Below are 16296 nucleotides of genomic sequence, written 5' to 3'. Positions count from 1 at the left end.
CCGGCTGACCGGCGGCGCCCCGCGCCGCCGGTCAGTTCGCGTTCCGGCCCCGCCGATGAGGGGACCGTGACCCGCCCCGACACCGCGACCGCGCCCCCAGGGCCCGGGCCGCAGGCGCCGGCCGGTGGCCGCAGCCGGCGCGGTGCGCCCCGCACCTACGACTTCCGCCGCCCCACCAAGCTCGGCCGCGAGCACGTCCGCGTGCTGCAGATCGCGCAGGAGGCCTTCGCCCGCCAGGCGACGACGGTCCTCACCACGATGCTGCGCACCGGCGCCCGGCTGGAGCTGCACGGCATCGAGCAGCACTCCTACGACGACTACGTCGCCACGCTCCCCGATCCCTGCTTCCTGACGACGTTCACCATCGAGCCGCTGGCCGGCAAGGGCCTGCTGGCCTATCCGCTCGACATCGCGATGGCCACCGTCGACCACATGCTCGGCGGCTCGGGCGCCGCCCACCAGCCCGAGCGGCCGATGACGGCGATGGAGACCACCATCACCGGGCAGCTGATGACCCGGCTGCTGCAGGAGTTCGCCGCCGCCTTCGCGCACGTCGCGGTGATGCAGCCGGTGGCCGACGACGTCGAGTACAACCCCGCACTCGCCCAGGCCGCGGCCGGCTCGGACACCGTCATGGTCGCCCGCTTCACGATGACGATCGGCAGCCGCGAGGGGAACGCCTCGCTGGTCCTGCCCTTCTCCTCGTTCGCGCCGGCGCTGTCCAACGCCGCCTCGCCGCAGCTCTCGGAGTCCGCCCAGCGCAAGCGGCAGCGCGCCGCGCAGCTGCTGGCCGAGCGCCTCGAGCTCGTCCCGGTCGACGTGAGCGTCCGGTTCAGCCCGCTCGAGGTGTCCTCCGAGGACCTGCTGTCCCTCACCGTCGGCGACGTCCTGCTGCTGCGCCACCCGCGGGACGCGCCGCTCGAGGTGACCACCAACGACGTCGTGTTCGCCCACGCCATCGCCAGCAACCACCGCCGCCGGCTGGCGGCCGCCATCGTCCCTGCCCCGTCCGCCGCCGCGAAGGACTCCGCATGACCGCCACGCTCGACCCCACCCAGGCCGCCTCGGAGACCATCACCGCCGTCGTGGTGGCCGCCGCCCGCGCCGCGGCCGCGCTCGTCCCGGCCGGTGCCGAGCTGCACCCCGGGCCCGCGGTGACCGACCCCGACGCCGTCCCGGTCCCCCCGACCGCGTCCGCCGCGGTCAGCGCCCGGCTCTCCGGTGAGATCACCGGCGACGTCGTCCTGGTGCTCTCCGCGGAGGTCGTCGAGGCGCTCGACAACTCCCCCGTCGGCCCGATGGACGTCGCGACCGCGCTGCGCCCGGCGCTGGAGGCGGCCGCGGCCACCCTCGGCCGGGTCCGCGTGGACGCCGAGCGCACCGAGGACCCGGTGACCGCGCTCGACGGGCTGCGGGACAAGGGCATGTTCGTGGCCGTCCCGCTGTCGGCCGGGACCGACCACCAGGCGACCCTGGCGCTGCAGGTGACCCTGCCGACCGCGGCCCGCGCGCCGCGCAACAGCCTGGACCTGCTGCGGCACGTGGCCATGGAGGTCACCGTCGAGATCGGCCGCACCCGCATGACCGTGGGCGAGCTGCTCTCGCTGCACCCGGGCGAGGTCGTCGAGCTCGACCGCGCCGCCAGCGCCCCGGCCGACCTGCTGGTCAACGGCACGCTCATCGCCCGCGGCGAGGTCGTCGTCGTCGACGAGGACTTCGGGCTGCGGATCAGCGAGATCGTCAGCGACGCCGCCGCCGAGCTGGGGGCCGCGCAACCGTGACGTGGATGCTGATCCGGCTGATCCTGTCGCTGGCCTTCGTCGGCGGCGTGCTCTGGTTCGCCGCGCGCCTGGCCAAGAAGCGCGGGCTGGGCTCCACCGGCGGGCTGGTCGAGGTCGTGGCCCGCCAGCGGATGGGCCGCGCCAGCACGGTCAACGTGCTGCGCATCGGCGACCGCGTACTCGTCGTCGGTGCGACCGAGGAGCAGGTCACCCTGCTCGCCGAGCTCGACGGCGACGCCGTGGAGGCCACGCTCGCCGAGCGGGCGGCGACGGCACCCGCGGCCGGGGGCGGGCCGGCCGTCCCGGCGCCCCGTCCCGGCGGCGTGCGGGTGGGCGGCGCGCTGGCCGGATCGGTGTTCGACCGGCAGGGCTGGCAGGGCTTCGTCAGCACCCTGCGCGAGCGGACGGTCCGTCGCTGATGACCGCCACCCCGCCCGCGCGGTCGCTGCCGCGCCGGGTCGCCGCCGTGCTGTTGGCCCTGCTGGGCTGCGCCGTCGCCGGCGTGCTGCTGGCCGGGCCGGCCGCCGCGGCACCGACCGCACCGACGGCGCCCACGGCACCGACCGTGCCCGCCGTCGACGGCGGGGTCGACATCTCGGTCGGCAACGGCAGCCCGAGCACCTCGATCACGCTGATCCTCGCGATCACCGTGCTGTCGGTGGCGCCCGCGGTGCTGCTGCTGTGCACGTCGTTCACCAAGATCATCGTGGTCCTGTCGCTCACCCGGAACGCGCTGGGCCTGCAGTCCTCGCCGCCCAACTCGGTGCTCACCGGCATCGCGCTGTTCCTCACGCTGTTCGTGATGGGCCCGGTCCTGTCCGACGTCAACGACGCCGCCGTCCAGCCGTACATGGACGGGGCGATGACGGTCTCCCAGGCCTACGACGCCGGCGTCGTGCCGCTCAAGGAGTTCCTGCTCGACAACACCCGCGACGACGAGCTGCAGCTCATGGTCGGCCTGTCCGGCGAGGAGCAGCCCGAGGACCGCGCCGCGGTGAGCATGACGACGCTGGTCCCGGCGTTCGTCCTCTCCGAGCTCAAGAGCGCCTTCATCATCGGGCTGGTCGTGTTCATCCCGTTCCTGGTGCTGGACATGCTCGTCAGTGCCTCGCTCATGGCGATGGGCATGATGATGGTGCCGCCGTCGATCGTGTCGCTGCCGTTCAAGCTGCTGTTCTTCGTGGTCGTCGACGGCTGGGCGATGATCACCACGTCGCTCGTGGGGTCCTACTCATGACCGACGCCGACGTCACCGGCATCGCCATCCAGACCATGATGGTGGCCGCCAAGGTGGCCGCCCCGGTCCTGCTGACAGCCCTGCTGGTCGGCTTCCTGATCTCGCTGTTCCAGGCGGCGACCCAGATCCAGGAACCCACGCTCTCCTTCGTCCCCAAGATGATCGCGGTGAGCATCGCGCTGCTGGTCACGGGCAACTGGGTGCTCGCCGAGCTGGTCGACTTCACCCACACCCTGTTCGACCAGCTGCCGCACCTGCTCGGGCGGACCTGACCGGCATGGACCTCGAGGTCCCGGCGGTCACGCTCGCGGCCCTGCTGCTGGCCACCGCCCGGGCGGCCGGCTTCGTCCTGCTCGCCCCGCCGTTCACCACCCGCACCATCCCGGCGCCGGTCAAGGGCGCGCTGGCCCTGGCGCTGGCGGTCGCGCTGGTCGACCGCGTGGCGCCCGGGCTGCCCGAGCCGACCACCGGCTTCCTCGTGGTCACCGCGGTGAGCGAGGTGGCCATCGGCGCGGCGCTGGGCTTCGTCGTCCAGCTGTTCTTCACCGCGGTGCAGTTCGCCGGGGAGCTCATCGACGTCACCGGCGGGTTCTCGCTGCAGCCGGCCTACGACCCGCTGGCCATGACCACCAACTCCGTCATCGGCAAGCTGCACTACCTGCTCGCGACGACGCTGCTGTTCACCAGCGGCGGGCACCTGCTGATCGTGCGCGGGTTCGCCACCTCCTACGAGGGGCTGCCGGTGTCCGGCGGGTACCCGGCCGGGGACGTCGCCGCCGTCGTGGTGACGGCGTTCTCGACGATGTTCCTCGCCGCGCTGCAGATCGCCGGCCCGATGGTGGCGGTGCTGCTGCTGGCCGACGTCGCCCTGGCCCTGCTGTCCCGGGCCGCCCCGGCGCTCAACATCTTCGCCATCGGCTTCCCCGTGAAGATCATGCTGACCCTCGCGCTGCTCGGGCTGACCTTCCCGCTGCTGCCGCCGGCGCTCGACGCGCTGCTGGAGCAGGCCACCCGCGCGGTCGTCGGCTTCCGGAGCGGGTGAGCCGGGATGGCCAAGGACGGTCAGGGGGGTGAGAAGACCGAGAAGCCCACTCCGAAGCGTCTCAAGGAGGCGCGCAAGGAGGGGCAGATCCCGCGCACCCAGGAGCTGGGCACCTGGGCGGGCGTGTCGGCGGCCAGCGTCTTCCTGCCGATGCTGGTGGGCAACACCTTCGACGCGATCGGCCGGCTGTTCGTGCAGTTCGGGGCGGTGGTCGACGAGCCGGAGGCCGAGGCGGTCGGCGTGCTGCTCGGGCAGGCGCTGACGGTCTTCCTCGAGACGCTGCTGCCGATGGCGCTCTCGCTGATGCTCGTCGGCGTGCTCGCGTCGGCCGCGCAGGGAGGGGTCTCCTTCGCCACCAAGGGCATGAAGCCGACGCTGAAGAAGCTCAACCCGTTCCCCGGGATCAAGCGGATGTTCGGCACGCACGGGCTGTGGGAGGCGGTCAAGGCCGTGATCAAGACGGCGGCCCTCGGCACGGTCGTCGTCGTGACCAGCGACCGGGCGCAGGCGCTGGTGTCGGCGTCGGGCGCGCTGCCGCTGTCGGCGGTGGTGGCGACCTTCGCCTCCTCCGCCGTCCTCATGCTGCGCGTCGTGGCGATCACCGGCCTGGTGATCGCGATCGCCGACTACGTGGTCGTGCGCAAGCAGACGATGAGCAAGCTCAAGATGACCAAGTACGAGATCCAGCAGGAGCACAAGCAGTCCGAGGGCGACCCGCACGTGAAGGGCCAGCGCCGCTCGATGCAGCTGGCGATGTCGCGCAACCGGATGATGGCCGAGGTCGCCACCGCCGACGTCCTGCTGGTCAACCCCACGCACGTCGCCGTCGCGCTCCGGTACGAGCCCGAGCGCGGGGCGCCGCGGGTGGTGGCCAAGGGCGCCGACGAGATGGCCGCGCGGCTGCGCGAGCGGGCCGCCGAGGCGCGGGTGCCGATGGTCCAGGACGTGCCGCTGGCGCGGGCCCTGCACGCCTCCTGCGAGCTCGGCCAGGAGGTGCCGCCGCAGCTGTTCACCGCCGTCGCCCGCGTGCTGGCCTTCGTCATGCAGCTCGGCGCCCGCGGCGTGCGCGGCGGCTTCCACCGGCCCGGCTTCCAGGCACCCGACGTCGCCGGCCTGCCGAGGGCCGGCCGCCGGAGGGCCCCGATCGCCTCCTGACCCCGTCACGCGGGGCAGGGGAAGCGATCCGCACGTCCCACCTGCCGATACGTGCGGAGAGCCTCCTACGCCCCACCCCGGTGTGGGACGGCTGTGACTGGTGCGCCGTCCGCGGTCGGCCGGGCACCGCCGGCTGCCGATGGGATGCCCGTGCGAGGGATGACGAAGGCAGCCGTGCCGATCGGCGTGGTGGCCATCGTCCTCATGCTGGTCGTGCCGCTGCCCGCGGCGCTGCTGGACCTGCTGCTGGGCCTGAACATCACCGCGTCGCTGCTGATCCTGCTGGTCTCGATGCAGATCAAGCGGCCGCTGGACTTCGCGGTCTTCCCGTCGCTGATCCTCATCGCGACGCTGTTCCGCCTCGCGCTCAACGTCTCCTCGACGCGGCTGGTGCTCACCGACGGCTACGCCGGCAAGGTCATCGAGGCCTTCGGGCACTTCGTGATCGGCGGCTCGCTGGTCGTCGGCCTGGTGATCTTCGTGATCCTCACGATCATCCAGTTCGTCGTCATCACCAACGGTGCCGGCCGCGTGGCCGAGGTCGGCGCCCGCTTCACCCTCGACGCGATGCCCGGCAAGCAGATGGCCATCGACGCCGACCTCAACGCCGGCCTGATCAACGAGAAGCAGGCGCGCAAGCGGCGCACCGAGGTCACCGCCGAGGCCGACTTCTACGGCTCGATGGACGGCGCCTCCAAGTTCGTCAAGGGCGACGCCATCGCGGCGATCATCATCACGCTCATCAACCTCGTCGGCGGGTTCGCCGTCGGCGTCATCCAGCGCGGGATGGCGCCCGGCGAGGCCGTCTCCACCTTCTCGCTGCTGACCGTCGGCGACGGCCTGGTCTCGCAGATCCCCGCGCTGCTGCTGTCCACCGCGACCGGCATCATCGTCACCCGCTCGGCCAGCCAGGCCGACATGGGCACCGACCTGCTGGCCCAGCTCGGCCGGTTCAGGCAGCCGGTGCGCATCGCCGGCGGCGCGGCCCTGGCGATGTGCCTGATCCCCGGCCTGCCGAAGCTGCCGTTCCTCGTGATCGGCGGGGTCTTCCTGCTCATGGCCTCCCGCATGCAGGAGGTCGCGGAGGACGACGACGACGAGACGCCGGCGCTCGCCGCCGCCGCGGAACCGGCTCCCGACTCCCCCGAGGCGATCGCCGAGCGCATGCGGGTCGACCCGCTCGAGCTCGAGGTGGCCTTCGACCTGGTCGACCTCGTCGACTCCTCCCGCGGCGGCGACCTGCTCGACCGGGTCAAGGCGCTGCGCCGGAAGGTGGCGATGGAGACCGGCCTGGTCATCCCGCTGGTCCGCACCCGCGACAACCTCGACCTGCCGGCGTCGCAGTACGTCATCTGGCTCAACGGCGTCCCGGCGGCCAAGGGCATCTCGCCGGCCGGGACCGTGCTGGCCATCGGCGACGCCCTCGACGGGCTGCCCGGCCGGCCCACCCGCGAGCCGGTCTTCGGCCTGCCGGCCAAGTGGGTGCCGATCGAGCTGCAGCGGCAGGCGGAGATGGCCGGCGCCACCGTCGTCGACCGCTCCTCGGTCATCACCACCCACCTGGCCGAGGTGGTCCGCCAGAACTCCTCCGAGCTGCTCGGCCGCGAGGACGTGCGGCTGCTGGTCGAGATGGTCAAGCGCAGCCACCCGGTCGTCGTCGAGGAGCTCACCCCGGCGCTGCTCACCCTCGGCGAGGTGCAGCGGGTGCTGCACGCGCTGCTGGAGGAGAACGTCTCCATCCGCGACCTGGTGCGCATCTTCGAGGCGCTGTCGCTGCGGGCGAAGACGTCGACCGACCTCGACGGGCTGGTCGAGGCCGTGCGCGGCGCGCTGGGCGCGGCGATCAGCCACCCCTACGTCACGCCCGACGAGCGGCTGCACGTGCTCACCCTCGAGCCGGCCTTCGAGCAGCGGCTGCTGGAGGCGGTCCGGCACAGCGACGGCGGCCAGGTGCTCGCCCTCGACGCCGGCTCGGTCGACGCGCTGGTGACCGGCTGCAGCGGGCTGCTCGAGGACGCCGAGCAGCACGGCCTGTCCCCCGTCCTCGTCTGCTCTCCCCAGGTCCGGGCCGCTCTGTCCCGCCTGATGCGTCAGGTCCTCCCCCGCCTGCCGGTGATCTCGTACTCCGAGGTCTCCCGCACGGCCCAGATCGAGTCACTGGGAGTGGTGAACGGTGCCGTTGCCATCCGTTGAGGCGCCCACGCCCGAGGCCGCCGTCGCGGCGGCGCGGGAGCGGTACGGGCACGCGGTGCGGATCGTCGGCGTGCGCCGCATCCGCTCCGGCGGCGTGCTGGGCTTCTTCGCCACCGAGCGGTTCGTCGCCGAGGTGGAGGAGGTCGAGCCGGCCCGGCGTGCGCCCGCGCCGAAGTCGGAGTCCGCGCGCCGGATCGAGGCCGCGCTCAGCCGCGACCCCGGCCCGCTGCAGGACACCGGCGCGTTCCTCCGCGCCACCGGCATGCACCGCAGCCGTCCCGCGGCGGCCCGTCCCACCCGTGCGGCCGCCCCGCGCGAGCTGCCCGACCCGGTCGCGGAGCTCGCCGGCCTGCTGGGGTCCGGCGACGGCGGCTCCGACGTCGACCTGTACTCGCGGGCGTCGGTCGCCGCGCCGCGCCGCCCGGCTCCCGGCGCGGCTGCGTTCCGCCCGGCCTCCGCCCCCCGTGCTGCCGCGCCTGCTCCCGCTGCGGCTCCTCCTGTCGCGGCACCGACCCCGGCCGCCCGCCGGGCCGGACGTGCCCCGGTGCGGCCGCCGGCGACGCCGGCCGAGCCCGCCGGCCCGTCGCTGTTCACCGCCGCGCTGGCGCAGGTCGTCGCCGGTGACCGCGAGGTGCTCGAGGCCGTCGACGACGCCGTCCGCTCCGCCGCCGCGCTCTCGGCGGCCGAGGCGCTGCGCGCGGTCCAGGAGGTCGCCGCGGCCACCGCGGCCGCGACCGCGAGGGAGGAGGAGCCCGGGCCGTCCTCGGTGCTGCGGACGCCGGAGCCCGCGTCCGCGCCGTCGATGCCGCTGGCCGCCGCCCTCGCCGCGGCGATGGCCGCTCCTGCGCCGGCTCCCGTCGCTGCTCCCGTGCCCGTGGCGCCGGTGGTCGAGGCCCCCGTGGCCGAGGCCCCCGTCGTGGAGGAGCCGGTCGCGGAGGAGCCGGTGGCCGAGGTCGTCGTCGAGGAGCCTGTGGCCGAGGTGGCCGACGAGCCGTCCGCGTCCGGCGTGGACATGTGGGCCGACCCCGTGCCCGTCGCCCGTCCCACCATCGCCCGTCCCACCATCGCCCCCGGGCCCGTGGCCGAGGTGCACGAGGTCGTCGAGGATGCCGCCGAGGACGTCGTCGCGGAGCCCGTGCTCGACGAGCTCCCGGCCGACGACGAGGACTCGCTCCTCACCGACCTGCTCGGCCCGGCCGACGTGCCCGTCGTCGACGAACCCGCCGTGGAGGAGCCCGCCGTCGAGGTGCCCGCCCCCGGCGAGCCCGCCGTCGAGACCGCCGCCGTCGCCCTCGTGCTCGACGAGGAGCCGGCCACCGACGTGCTGCCGGCGATCGTCGTCGAGCCCATCGAGGTGCCGACGCCGCAGCCGGTGGCCGAGTGGGCCGCCGAGCCCGACCTCACCGGACCCGTGACCGGGCGCGAGGAGGCCATCGCCGAGGTGCTGCGGGCCGCCCTGGCGCACGACACCCCCGACGACGCCCTCACCGACATCCTCCGCGGCGTGCTCGCCAGCGCCTCCACCCAGGGCGGCGTGCACCGCGGCCGCCCGCCGGTCCCGGCGCCCTCGCAGCGCGCCGACCGGGAGCCGGCCTGGGTCGAGGCCTCGGCCGAGTCCGACGAGTGGGAGGTCGAGGAGGCGGTGCTCGCGCCGACCGCCAGCGACCCCGCGCCGCTCGCGCTCGACTCCACCGCCGTGCTGCCCCCGCTGTCACTGCTCCCCCCGCCCACCGCCGGCGCACAGCTGGCCGTGCCGCGGCTGCTCGGGCGCCCGCCCGTGCCGGCGCCCGGCCGGGCCGTCGCCCGCGTCGCCGCCCCGGCTCCGGGCCTGGCGACGGTCACCCGCCTGCCGGTCGACGCCCGCGCCGCCCGCGGCTGGACGCCGGGTCGCGTCGTCGTCTCGTCGGTCCGCGAGGCCGGCAGCACGCCCGCGCACCGCGGCTGGGTGGACCCGCGCACGGTCGAGGCCGCCGGCACCGTCGCGCGGCTGCGCGCCCTCGGGGTGCCGGAGGCCCTGCTCGGCGACGGCTTCACGGCCGAGGTCGCCGGCGCCGGCACCTACGCGGCGCTCACCCGCGCGCTGGGTGCAGCGCTGCCCGTGGCGCCGTCGGCCCCGTCGGGCGCCGGCGAGGTGCTGCTGGTGGTCGGCCCGGGCGTCGAGACGCTGGCCGCCGCCCGCTCGCTGGCGGCCACGATGCGCCTGGACGCCGACCGGCTGCAGTGGGCCACCCGCGGTGACCTCGCCGCGCTCGCGCCCGAGGCCTGCCGGATCACCTCGGTCGACACCGCCATCGCCCGCAAGCAGGAGGCCGCCGCGGCGGGCACGCCGACCGTGGTCGCGGTGGACGCCCCGATGCGGGCCGGTGGCCGGACGTGGCTCGAGCAGGTCATGGCGATCTTCTCGCCGGTGGGCGTGTGGGCCGTCGTCGAGGCGACCCGCAAGCCCGAGGACGTCGGCCCGTGGCTGGACGCGCTCCCCCGCGTCGACGCCCTCGTCGTCCAGGACGCCGACCTGACCGCCGACCCCGCCGCCGTGCTGGGCCGCACGACGGTGCCGGTGGCCCTCATCGACGGCGCGCGGGCGACGGCGCACCGCTGGGCGTCGCTGCTGTGCGAGCGGCTGGAGAGCGCTGAGGCATGAGCCCGCTGCGCTGGGACGTCCTCACGGTGGGGCTCGTGCTGGCCCTGCCGGTGCTCGCGCTGTACCTGCGCGGCGACTTCCCGCTCGACGAGGTCCTCGCCCGGCTGCCCTGGTGCCTGCTCGCCGGCTGGGGCGCGGTCGCGCTGCTGCGGTGGGCCGCGACGCCGCAGGCCCGGCCGGCCGACAGCGGCGCCCGCCCCGCGCCGCGCGTCCCCGACGAGGACCCCACCCCCGTCGCCTGACCCCCTCCTGCGGTGACGCTACTGCTCCTGCGGTGTGGCACGACCGCGGGAGCAGCAGGAACACCGCAGGAGCACAGGGCGTCACGCCGTCCACAGATCCCTCCGGTCGGCGTCGTGCCGCCGTGGGGGCGACGACGGTCGGTGCATGACCGACTGGCTGCCCATGGCACGGGTCCTGCGGAGGTCCGAGGCAGTCGCCGCCGGCCTGAACGACGCCGAACTGGCCCGTGCGGTGCGCCGGGGTGAGCTCACCCGGATCCGGCGAGGCGCCTACGTCGATCCGACCTGCGGGCTCTCGGAGCACCGTGCCCTCGTCCTGGCGACCGCGCCGGCGCTCCGGGACGGCAGCGTGGTCAGCCACGCCTCGGCCGCCGTGCTCCACGGGCTGCCGCTGTGGCGGGTCGACGGCGAGCGCGTGCACGTCACGAGGCGACCGCCCGCAGCCGGCAGCGGCAGTGCCCGCGTGCACCTGCACGTGGCACGTCTGCCCGACGACGAGGTGACGCTGGCCGACGGTGTCCCCGTCACCACGCTGGCGCGCACGGTGGTGGACCTGGCCCGGTCGGCGTCCTTCGAGTCCGCGGTCGTCGTCGCCGATGCCGCCCTGGCCAGTGGCAGCCTCTCGCGGGGAGACCTGACCGGCTGCCTCGAGCGGATGGGCGCCGTGCCCGGGTCCCGCCGCGCCGCGCGCGTCACCGGCTTCGCCGACGGGCGCAGCGAGAGCGTCGGCGAGAGCCGGAGCCGCGTGCTCCTCCACCGGCTCGGGATCCCGGCGCCCGACCTGCAGGTGCGGCTCGTGCGGCCGAACCGGTCGGTGATCGGCCGCTGCGACTTCGGCTGGCAGGCGCACCGGACCGTCGGCGAGTTCGACGGGCGGGTCAAGTACCGCGCCGCCGAGGGACGGGACCCCGGCGACGTCGTCTTCCGCGAGAAGCTCCGTGAGGACGAGATCCGCGACGCGGGGTGGGAGGTCGCACGCTGGACCTGGGCCGACCTCGAGATCCCGTCCGTGGTCGACCGTCGCATCCGCGGCGCGTTCGCCCGCGCCGGACGTCCGCTGTGACCGGCTCTTGCGGTGTCCTCACCCCTCCCGCGGTCTTGCAGGACCGCAGGAGCAGGTGGAACACCGCAAGAGCCCGGCCGGGCGGGCACCCAGCCGGTCAGAGGGGGAGGTCCTCCAGCATCTCCGTCACCAGGGCGGCGATCGGCGAGCGCTCCGAGCGGGTCAGCGTCACGTGCGCGAACAGCGGGTGGCCCTTGAGCTGCTCGACCACCGCCGCCACGCCGTCGTGCCGGCCGACCCGCAGGTTGTCCCGCTGTGCGACGTCGTGGGTGAGCACCACCCGCGACCCGCTGCCCAGCCGCGACAGCACGGTCAGCAGCACGCCGCGCTCGAGCGACTGCGCCTCGTCCACGATCACGAACGAGTCGTGCAGCGAGCGGCCGCGGATGTGGGTCAGCGGCAGCACCTCGATGAGGTCGCGGCCGGCGATCTCGTCGAGGACGTCCTTGGACACCAGCGCGCCGAGGGTGTCGTAGACCGCCTGCGCCCAGGGCGACATCTTCTCGCCCTCGCTGCCCGGCAGGTACCCGAGCTCCTGACCGCCGACGGCGTACAGCGGCCGGAAGATGACGACCTTCTTGTGCGCCCGCCGCTCCATCACCGACTCCAGCCCGGCGCAGATCGCCAGCGCCGACTTGCCGGTGCCCGCGCGCCCGCCGAGGGAGACGATCCCGACCTCGGGGTCCAGCAGCAGGTCGAGGGCCACCCGCTGCTCGGCGGAGCGCCCGTGCAGTCCGAACGCCTCGCGGTCGCCGCGGACCAGCCGCACCTGCTTGTCCGGCGTGACCCTCCCCAGCGCCGACCCGCGCGAGCTCAGCAGCACCAGCCCGGCGTGCGCCGGCAGCTCCGCGGCCGCCGGCACGAACACCTCCCCGCTGTCGTACAGGGCCGACAGCTCGGCGTCCCCCAGCGACAGCTCGGCCATGCCGGTCCAGCCCGCGTCGACGGCGTCCAGCACGCGGTACTCGTCGGTGTCGAGGCCGACCGCGGCCGCCTTGACCCGCAGCGGCACGTCCTTGGTGATCAGGCAGACGTCGCGGCCCTCGGCGCGCAGGTTCAGCGCGACCACCATGATCCGGCTGTCGTTGCTGTCGTTGCGGAAGCCGGCCGGGAGCACCGCGGCGTCGCTGTGGTTGAGCTCGACGTGCAGCGTGCCGCCGTCCTCCCCCACCGGCACCGGCGCGTCGAGCCGGCCGTGGGTGACCCGGAGGTCGTCGAGCAGCCGCAGCGCCTGGCGGGCGAACCAGCCGAGCTCGGGGTGGTGCCGCTTGTCCTCGAGCTCCCCGATGACGACGAGCGGGAGCACCACGTCGGCGCCGCCGAAGCGCAGCAGCGCGCGGGGGTCGGAGAGCAGGACGGAGGTGTCGAGGACGTACGTGCGGCGAGTGGTCACGGTCGACTCCCGATGGGGCGCGGACCGCGCCCCGGCTCGAAGGTGGCCGGGCCCCGGCGCAGGGGCCGGGGACCGGCCCCCTCGGTGGACGAGATCGTCAGCACCAACCGGGCCTCCCGTGGACGGCGGGGCGGGCCCGTCGTCCACCCCGGACGCTAGAGCGGGGAGGTGACGGTCACATGACGGCGAGGCGGCGTGTCCCCCCTCGGGGGGACCCAGCTGTCCCTCCTGTCGCTCAACCGGACTCCCGGCGGTGGTCCCGGGGCACGTCGGGCAGCCAGGGCAGCTCCCGGGTGGGCGGCATCCGCGGGGCGACGTCGTCCGGCGGCGGCCAGCCGGCGAGGTCGTCGTCGGCGGGCCACTCGTCCCGGGGCCGCCGGCCACCGTGCGCGCGCCGGCCGCGGGGCCGCAGCGCCACCAGCGCCCACAGCAGCGGGACCGCCAGCACCGGCCACTGCAGCCCGAGGTCGCCGATCCACACCAGGCCCGCCAGCAGCAGCACGAACAGCCAGCCCGCCGTCCACAGGCCGAGCGCGCGGGCCTCCCGGGGGTCGCGGCGGGGCACCGGTCAGGCGGCCGACAGCTCGGCGGTGACGACGGCGGGGGTCAGCGGCTCGTCGAGCAGGCGGACGAAGCGGTCGGCGACGTCCTGGCCCTCCGGCCGGGCGGCCAGCCACCGCTGCAGCAGGTCGTAGCCCTCGACGTAGGTGGTGATGTAGGCCCGCCACAGGGGGTGGGTGAGGAAGCGCAGCTGCTGGCGGGCCCGGTCGGGGCCGACCAGCGACCAGCGCTGGATGTAGGCGGCCACCTCGTCGGCGTCGGCTCCGCGGTCGTGCAGCATCACGGCGGCGTCCTGCCGGACGCGGTTGAGCGGCGCGGCGGCCGCGGCGATCCGCTCGGCGAGGTGCCCGTCGAAGCGCAGCCCCAGGTCGCCGAGCACCTCGGCCCCCCACGGCCCCCAGCCGCGGCCGACGGCGGCGTCGACGCCGAGGTCGGCCAGCCCCTCGGCCATGAGGCACTCGGGGGTGTTGACCAGGAACACGGTGTGCTCGAGGTGCCCGTCGCGCTCGACCAGGCCGCGCTCCTTGCGGCAGTGCTCGGTGTGGTGGCCGGGATAGGACTCGTGCGCCACCAGGTGGGCGAGCTGGCTGAGCCGGTGCGGCAGGTCGGCGTTGATCGCCACCCGCGAGCGGAAGTCGCCCTCGTAGTAGTTGAAGCCCGACCACGGCTTGTCGGTGACCACCTCGTAGCGGACCGTCTCGACCTCGGGCAGGCCGTAGCGGCCGCGCACCCGGTCGCGCAGCGCGCTGGACAGCGCGTGCACCGCCGCCTCGAGCCGCTGCGGCGGGCACTCCTCGCGACGGCGGTGCGCGGCGTAGCGCTCGGCGAGCGTGCCGTCGCCGGGAAGCAGCGCGTCGAGCTCGGCGTGCGCGGCGGCGTAGTGCGCGGCGTCGCCGAGGACGAGGTCGACCTGGAAGTAGCTGCGCACCTCGTCGAGGAAGCCGACCGGCTCGCCGCTCATCTTCCGGGCGCTGCACTCCAGGGCGGTCAGCTGGCCGCGCAGGAAGGCGGTGCGGTCCTCCGGCAGCCCGGCGGCGTCGAGCTCGCGCAGCAGGGCGCGGGCCTGGTCGCGCAGGCCATGCGGGGTGGGCGCCGGCTCGCTCTCCACCTCGGCGCGGATCCGCTTCGCGCCGGTGTAGGCGTCCACGAAACCGGCCTCCAGCCGGTCGAAGCGCAGTCCCAGCCGCACGTACTCGAGCGGGACGTCGACGGTGCCGGGGGCCATGCGCCCGAGTCTGTCACCCACCGAAACGGCGGTGCCGCGCCGCGTAGGCCCGCAGTGCGCGCAGCAGGTCCACCCGCCGGAAGTCGGGCCAGTAGACGTCGGTGAAGTAGAACTCCGAGTGCGCCGTCTGCCAGAGCAGGAAGCCCGACAGCCGCTGCTCGCCGCTGGTGCGGATGACCAGGTCGGGATCGGGCTGGCCGCGGGTGTAGAGGTGCTCGGCGATGTGCTCCACGTCGAGGACCTCGACCAGCTCGTCCAGCGACGTCCCCCGGCTCGCGTGCTCGGCCAGCAGCGAGCGGACGGCGTCGGCGATCTCCCGGCGCCCGCCGTAGCCGACGGCGAGGTTGACCGTGGCGCCCGGCCGGTCGCGGGTGACCTCCTCGGCCTCCTTGAGCACGGTGACCGTCTCCGCCGGCAGCAGCCCCAGTGCGCCGACCGGGTGCAGCTGCCAGCGGCGGTCGGGCGCGGAGAGGTCCTCGGCGACGCCCTCGATGATCCGCAGCAGCGGCGTCAGCTCCGGCTCGGGGCGGGACAGGTTGTCGGTGGAGAGCAGGAAGAGGGTGACCACCTCGACGCCGGCCTCGTCGCACCAGCCGAGGAAGGAGGCGATCCGGTCGGCGCCGCGGCGGTGCCCGGCGTTCGGGTCGAGCAGCCCGGTGGCGCGCGCCCAGCGCCGGTTGCCGTCGATGATCGCGCCCACGTGGCGGGGGACGTCGGCCCCGACCAGCTGCCGCGCCAGCCGGCGCTCGTAGAGCTGGGTCAGCGCGTCGCGGACCCACTGGCGCGCCCCCACGGCGCACACCCTAGGCGCCCGGGGACGCCGCCGTTCCGCTGCCTACCGGGCGCGCGCCGGGCCTCCGGCGGGACTGACGGCGAACTCACAGGTCGCTGCCCGCGCGGGCCTCCCTACGGGTCCGTAACCTCGGTGCATGAGCACTGCTCCCGACGATCTCGAGCACGTCCGGGTGCAGGCCGACGGGGCCGAGATCGACGCCCCGCGAGGCCCGGCCGTCGCCGCCGTCCTGGACGAGGGGCAGCAGGTCGAGCGGACCTGGACCGCCGAGGACTTCGACGACGCCGACTGGGACCACCCCGACACCCGGCCGCGGATGCGCGGCTGGCTGCACCTGTTCGCGTTCTTCGGCGCGATCGTCGCCGGCGCCGTGCTCATCCCGCTGGGCTCCGTGCTCGGCGCCCGGGCCGGGTTCTCCGTCGCCGTCTACTGCCTGACGATCTGCGGGCTGTTCGGCATCAGCGCGCTGTACCACCGCCGGCGCTGGTCCCCCCGCGGCTGGAAGATCATGAAGCGGCTCGACCACTCGATGATCTTCCTGTTCATCGCGGGCACGTACACGCCGTTCTCGCTGCTCGCCGTCGACCAGCCCCTGGGCTACTGGGTCCTCGGCGGCGTCTGGGCCGGGGCCCTGGCCGGCGTCTGCCTCAAGCTGACCTGGCCGACGGCGCCGCGCTGGGTGGGCGTGCCGCTCTACATCGGCCTGGGCTGGGTCGCCGTCTTCATCCTCACCGACATCCTGCACATCGCCGGCGTCGCGTCGCTGGTGCTGCTCGCGGTCGGCGGGGTGCTGTACACGGTCGGCGGCGTGGCCTACGCGATCAAGAAGCCCAACCCGTGGCCCGGCGTGTTCGGGTACCACGAGGTCTTCCACGCGATGACCATCGTGGCCGCGATCTGCCACTACATCGCCGTCTACTTCGCGATGTACAACTCGCCCTTCGTGTGACGGGTCCGTGCACGTCCGCGG

Annotated in this window: 16 protein-coding genes; 12 read left to right on the top strand and 4 right to left on the bottom strand. The window is 74.8% G+C overall.

Features of this window, described 5'->3' with window-relative positions:
* Positions 1–66: 66 nt before the first annotated feature.
* From HLV61_RS18500 to HLV61_RS18450, 11 genes are all read left to right on the top strand, one after another.
* Positions 67–1035, top strand: a complete 969-nt coding sequence (locus tag HLV61_RS18500) for a flagellar motor switch protein FliM (RefSeq protein WP_369258032.1) — start codon at positions 67–69, stop codon at positions 1033–1035.
* The gene (gene fliN / locus HLV61_RS18495) at positions 1032–1781 is read left to right on the top strand and encodes a flagellar motor switch protein FliN (RefSeq protein WP_369258030.1); all 750 of its coding nucleotides are present in this window, start codon (positions 1032–1034) and stop codon (positions 1779–1781) included. Before HLV61_RS18500 ends, fliN begins: the two co-directional genes overlap by 4 nt.
* Positions 1782–1786: 5 nt before the next feature.
* Complete coding sequence (locus HLV61_RS18490) at positions 1787–2200, top strand: FliO/MopB family protein (RefSeq protein WP_369258028.1); 414 nt, start codon at positions 1787–1789, stop codon at positions 2198–2200.
* Positions 2200–3018 carry a flagellar type III secretion system pore protein FliP gene (gene fliP, locus HLV61_RS18485; protein WP_369258026.1) on the top strand — a complete coding sequence of 273 codons (819 nt, stop codon included), beginning with the start codon at positions 2200–2202 and terminating at the stop codon, positions 3016–3018. Before HLV61_RS18490 ends, fliP begins: the two co-directional genes overlap by 1 nt.
* The gene (fliQ, locus tag HLV61_RS18480) at positions 3015–3290 is read left to right on the top strand and encodes a flagellar biosynthesis protein FliQ (RefSeq protein ID WP_369258024.1); all 276 of its coding nucleotides are present in this window, start codon (positions 3015–3017) and stop codon (positions 3288–3290) included. The genes fliP and fliQ overlap by 4 nt, the downstream gene beginning before the upstream one ends.
* 5 nt (positions 3291–3295) lie before the next feature.
* The gene (gene fliR / locus HLV61_RS18475) at positions 3296–4060 is read left to right on the top strand and encodes a flagellar biosynthetic protein FliR (protein WP_369258022.1); all 765 of its coding nucleotides are present in this window, start codon (positions 3296–3298) and stop codon (positions 4058–4060) included.
* Positions 4061–4066: 6 nt separating this feature from the next.
* Complete coding sequence (locus HLV61_RS18470) at positions 4067–5215, top strand: EscU/YscU/HrcU family type III secretion system export apparatus switch protein (RefSeq protein WP_369258021.1); 1149 nt, start codon at positions 4067–4069, stop codon at positions 5213–5215.
* Positions 5216–5374: 159 nt separating this feature from the next.
* Positions 5375–7408: a flagellar biosynthesis protein FlhA gene (gene flhA, locus HLV61_RS18465; RefSeq protein ID WP_369258019.1), complete on the top strand. Its 2034-nt coding sequence runs from the start codon at positions 5375–5377 to the stop codon at positions 7406–7408.
* Entirely contained in the window at positions 7389–10049 is a 2661-nt protein-coding gene (locus HLV61_RS18460; protein ID WP_369258017.1) for a hypothetical protein, read from the top strand. The genes flhA and HLV61_RS18460 overlap by 20 nt, the downstream gene beginning before the upstream one ends.
* Positions 10046–10291 (top strand): hypothetical protein, encoded by a 246-nt coding sequence (locus HLV61_RS18455; RefSeq protein ID WP_369258016.1) that lies wholly within the window; start codon positions 10046–10048, stop codon positions 10289–10291. Before HLV61_RS18460 ends, HLV61_RS18455 begins: the two co-directional genes overlap by 4 nt.
* A 145-nt stretch (positions 10292–10436) precedes the next feature.
* Complete coding sequence (locus HLV61_RS18450; protein ID WP_369258014.1) at positions 10437–11354, top strand: type IV toxin-antitoxin system AbiEi family antitoxin domain-containing protein; 918 nt, start codon at positions 10437–10439, stop codon at positions 11352–11354.
* A 97-nt stretch (positions 11355–11451) separates the two neighbouring features.
* Here HLV61_RS18450 and HLV61_RS18445 read toward each other — a convergent pair whose 3' ends face one another.
* The 4 genes from HLV61_RS18445 to HLV61_RS18430 form a co-directional block, all read right to left on the bottom strand.
* Positions 11452–12747 (bottom strand): PhoH family protein, encoded by a 1296-nt coding sequence (locus HLV61_RS18445; RefSeq protein WP_369258012.1) that lies wholly within the window; start codon positions 12745–12747, stop codon positions 11452–11454.
* Positions 12748–12982: 235 nt separating this feature from the next.
* Positions 12983–13312: a hypothetical protein gene (locus HLV61_RS18440; RefSeq protein WP_369258010.1), complete on the bottom strand. Its 330-nt coding sequence runs from the start codon at positions 13310–13312 to the stop codon at positions 12983–12985.
* Positions 13313–13315: 3 nt separating this feature from the next.
* Complete coding sequence (locus HLV61_RS18435) at positions 13316–14533, bottom strand: DUF885 domain-containing protein (protein ID WP_369258008.1); 1218 nt, start codon at positions 14531–14533, stop codon at positions 13316–13318.
* A 13-nt stretch (positions 14534–14546) separates the two neighbouring features.
* Positions 14547–15326, bottom strand: a complete 780-nt coding sequence (locus HLV61_RS18430; protein ID WP_369258007.1) for an isoprenyl transferase — start codon at positions 15324–15326, stop codon at positions 14547–14549.
* A gap of 136 nt (positions 15327–15462) precedes the next feature.
* Here HLV61_RS18430 and trhA point away from each other — a divergent pair, with 136 nt between their 5' ends.
* Complete coding sequence (gene trhA, locus HLV61_RS18425; protein WP_369258005.1) at positions 15463–16275, top strand: PAQR family membrane homeostasis protein TrhA; 813 nt, start codon at positions 15463–15465, stop codon at positions 16273–16275.
* The last annotated feature ends 21 nt before the right edge of the window (positions 16276–16296 follow it).

Origin of the sequence: Geodermatophilus amargosae (genome assembly GCF_041028265.1) — a bacterium.
Taxonomy (GTDB): domain Bacteria; phylum Actinomycetota; class Actinomycetes; order Mycobacteriales; family Geodermatophilaceae; genus Geodermatophilus; species Geodermatophilus amargosae_A.
The sequence above is the reverse complement of the archived record's forward strand: the minus strand, read 5'-3'. Positions and strand labels throughout refer to the sequence as shown.

Bases quoted from the DNA above. Each gene is read 5' to 3' on its own strand.
- fliN (WP_369258030.1), top strand. From the start codon at position 1,032: ATGACCGCCACGCTCGACCCCACCCAGGCCGCCTCGGAGACCATCACC.
- HLV61_RS18490 (WP_369258028.1), top strand. From the start codon at position 1,787: ATGCTGATCCGGCTGATCCTGTCGCTGGCCTTCGTCGGCGGCGTGCTC.
- fliP (WP_369258026.1), top strand. From the start codon at position 2,200: ATGACCGCCACCCCGCCCGCGCGGTCGCTGCCGCGCCGGGTCGCCGCC.
- fliQ (WP_369258024.1), top strand. From the start codon at position 3,015: ATGACCGACGCCGACGTCACCGGCATCGCCATCCAGACCATGATGGTG.
- fliR (WP_369258022.1), top strand. From the start codon at position 3,296: ATGGACCTCGAGGTCCCGGCGGTCACGCTCGCGGCCCTGCTGCTGGCC.
- HLV61_RS18470 (WP_369258021.1), top strand. From the start codon at position 4,067: ATGGCCAAGGACGGTCAGGGGGGTGAGAAGACCGAGAAGCCCACTCCG.
- flhA (WP_369258019.1), top strand. From the start codon at position 5,375: ATGACGAAGGCAGCCGTGCCGATCGGCGTGGTGGCCATCGTCCTCATG.
- HLV61_RS18455 (WP_369258016.1), top strand. From the start codon at position 10,046: ATGAGCCCGCTGCGCTGGGACGTCCTCACGGTGGGGCTCGTGCTGGCC.
- HLV61_RS18450 (WP_369258014.1), top strand. From the start codon at position 10,437: ATGACCGACTGGCTGCCCATGGCACGGGTCCTGCGGAGGTCCGAGGCA.
- HLV61_RS18435 (WP_369258008.1), bottom strand. From the start codon at position 14,533: ATGGCCCCCGGCACCGTCGACGTCCCGCTCGAGTACGTGCGGCTGGGA.
- trhA (WP_369258005.1), top strand. From the start codon at position 15,463: ATGAGCACTGCTCCCGACGATCTCGAGCACGTCCGGGTGCAGGCCGAC.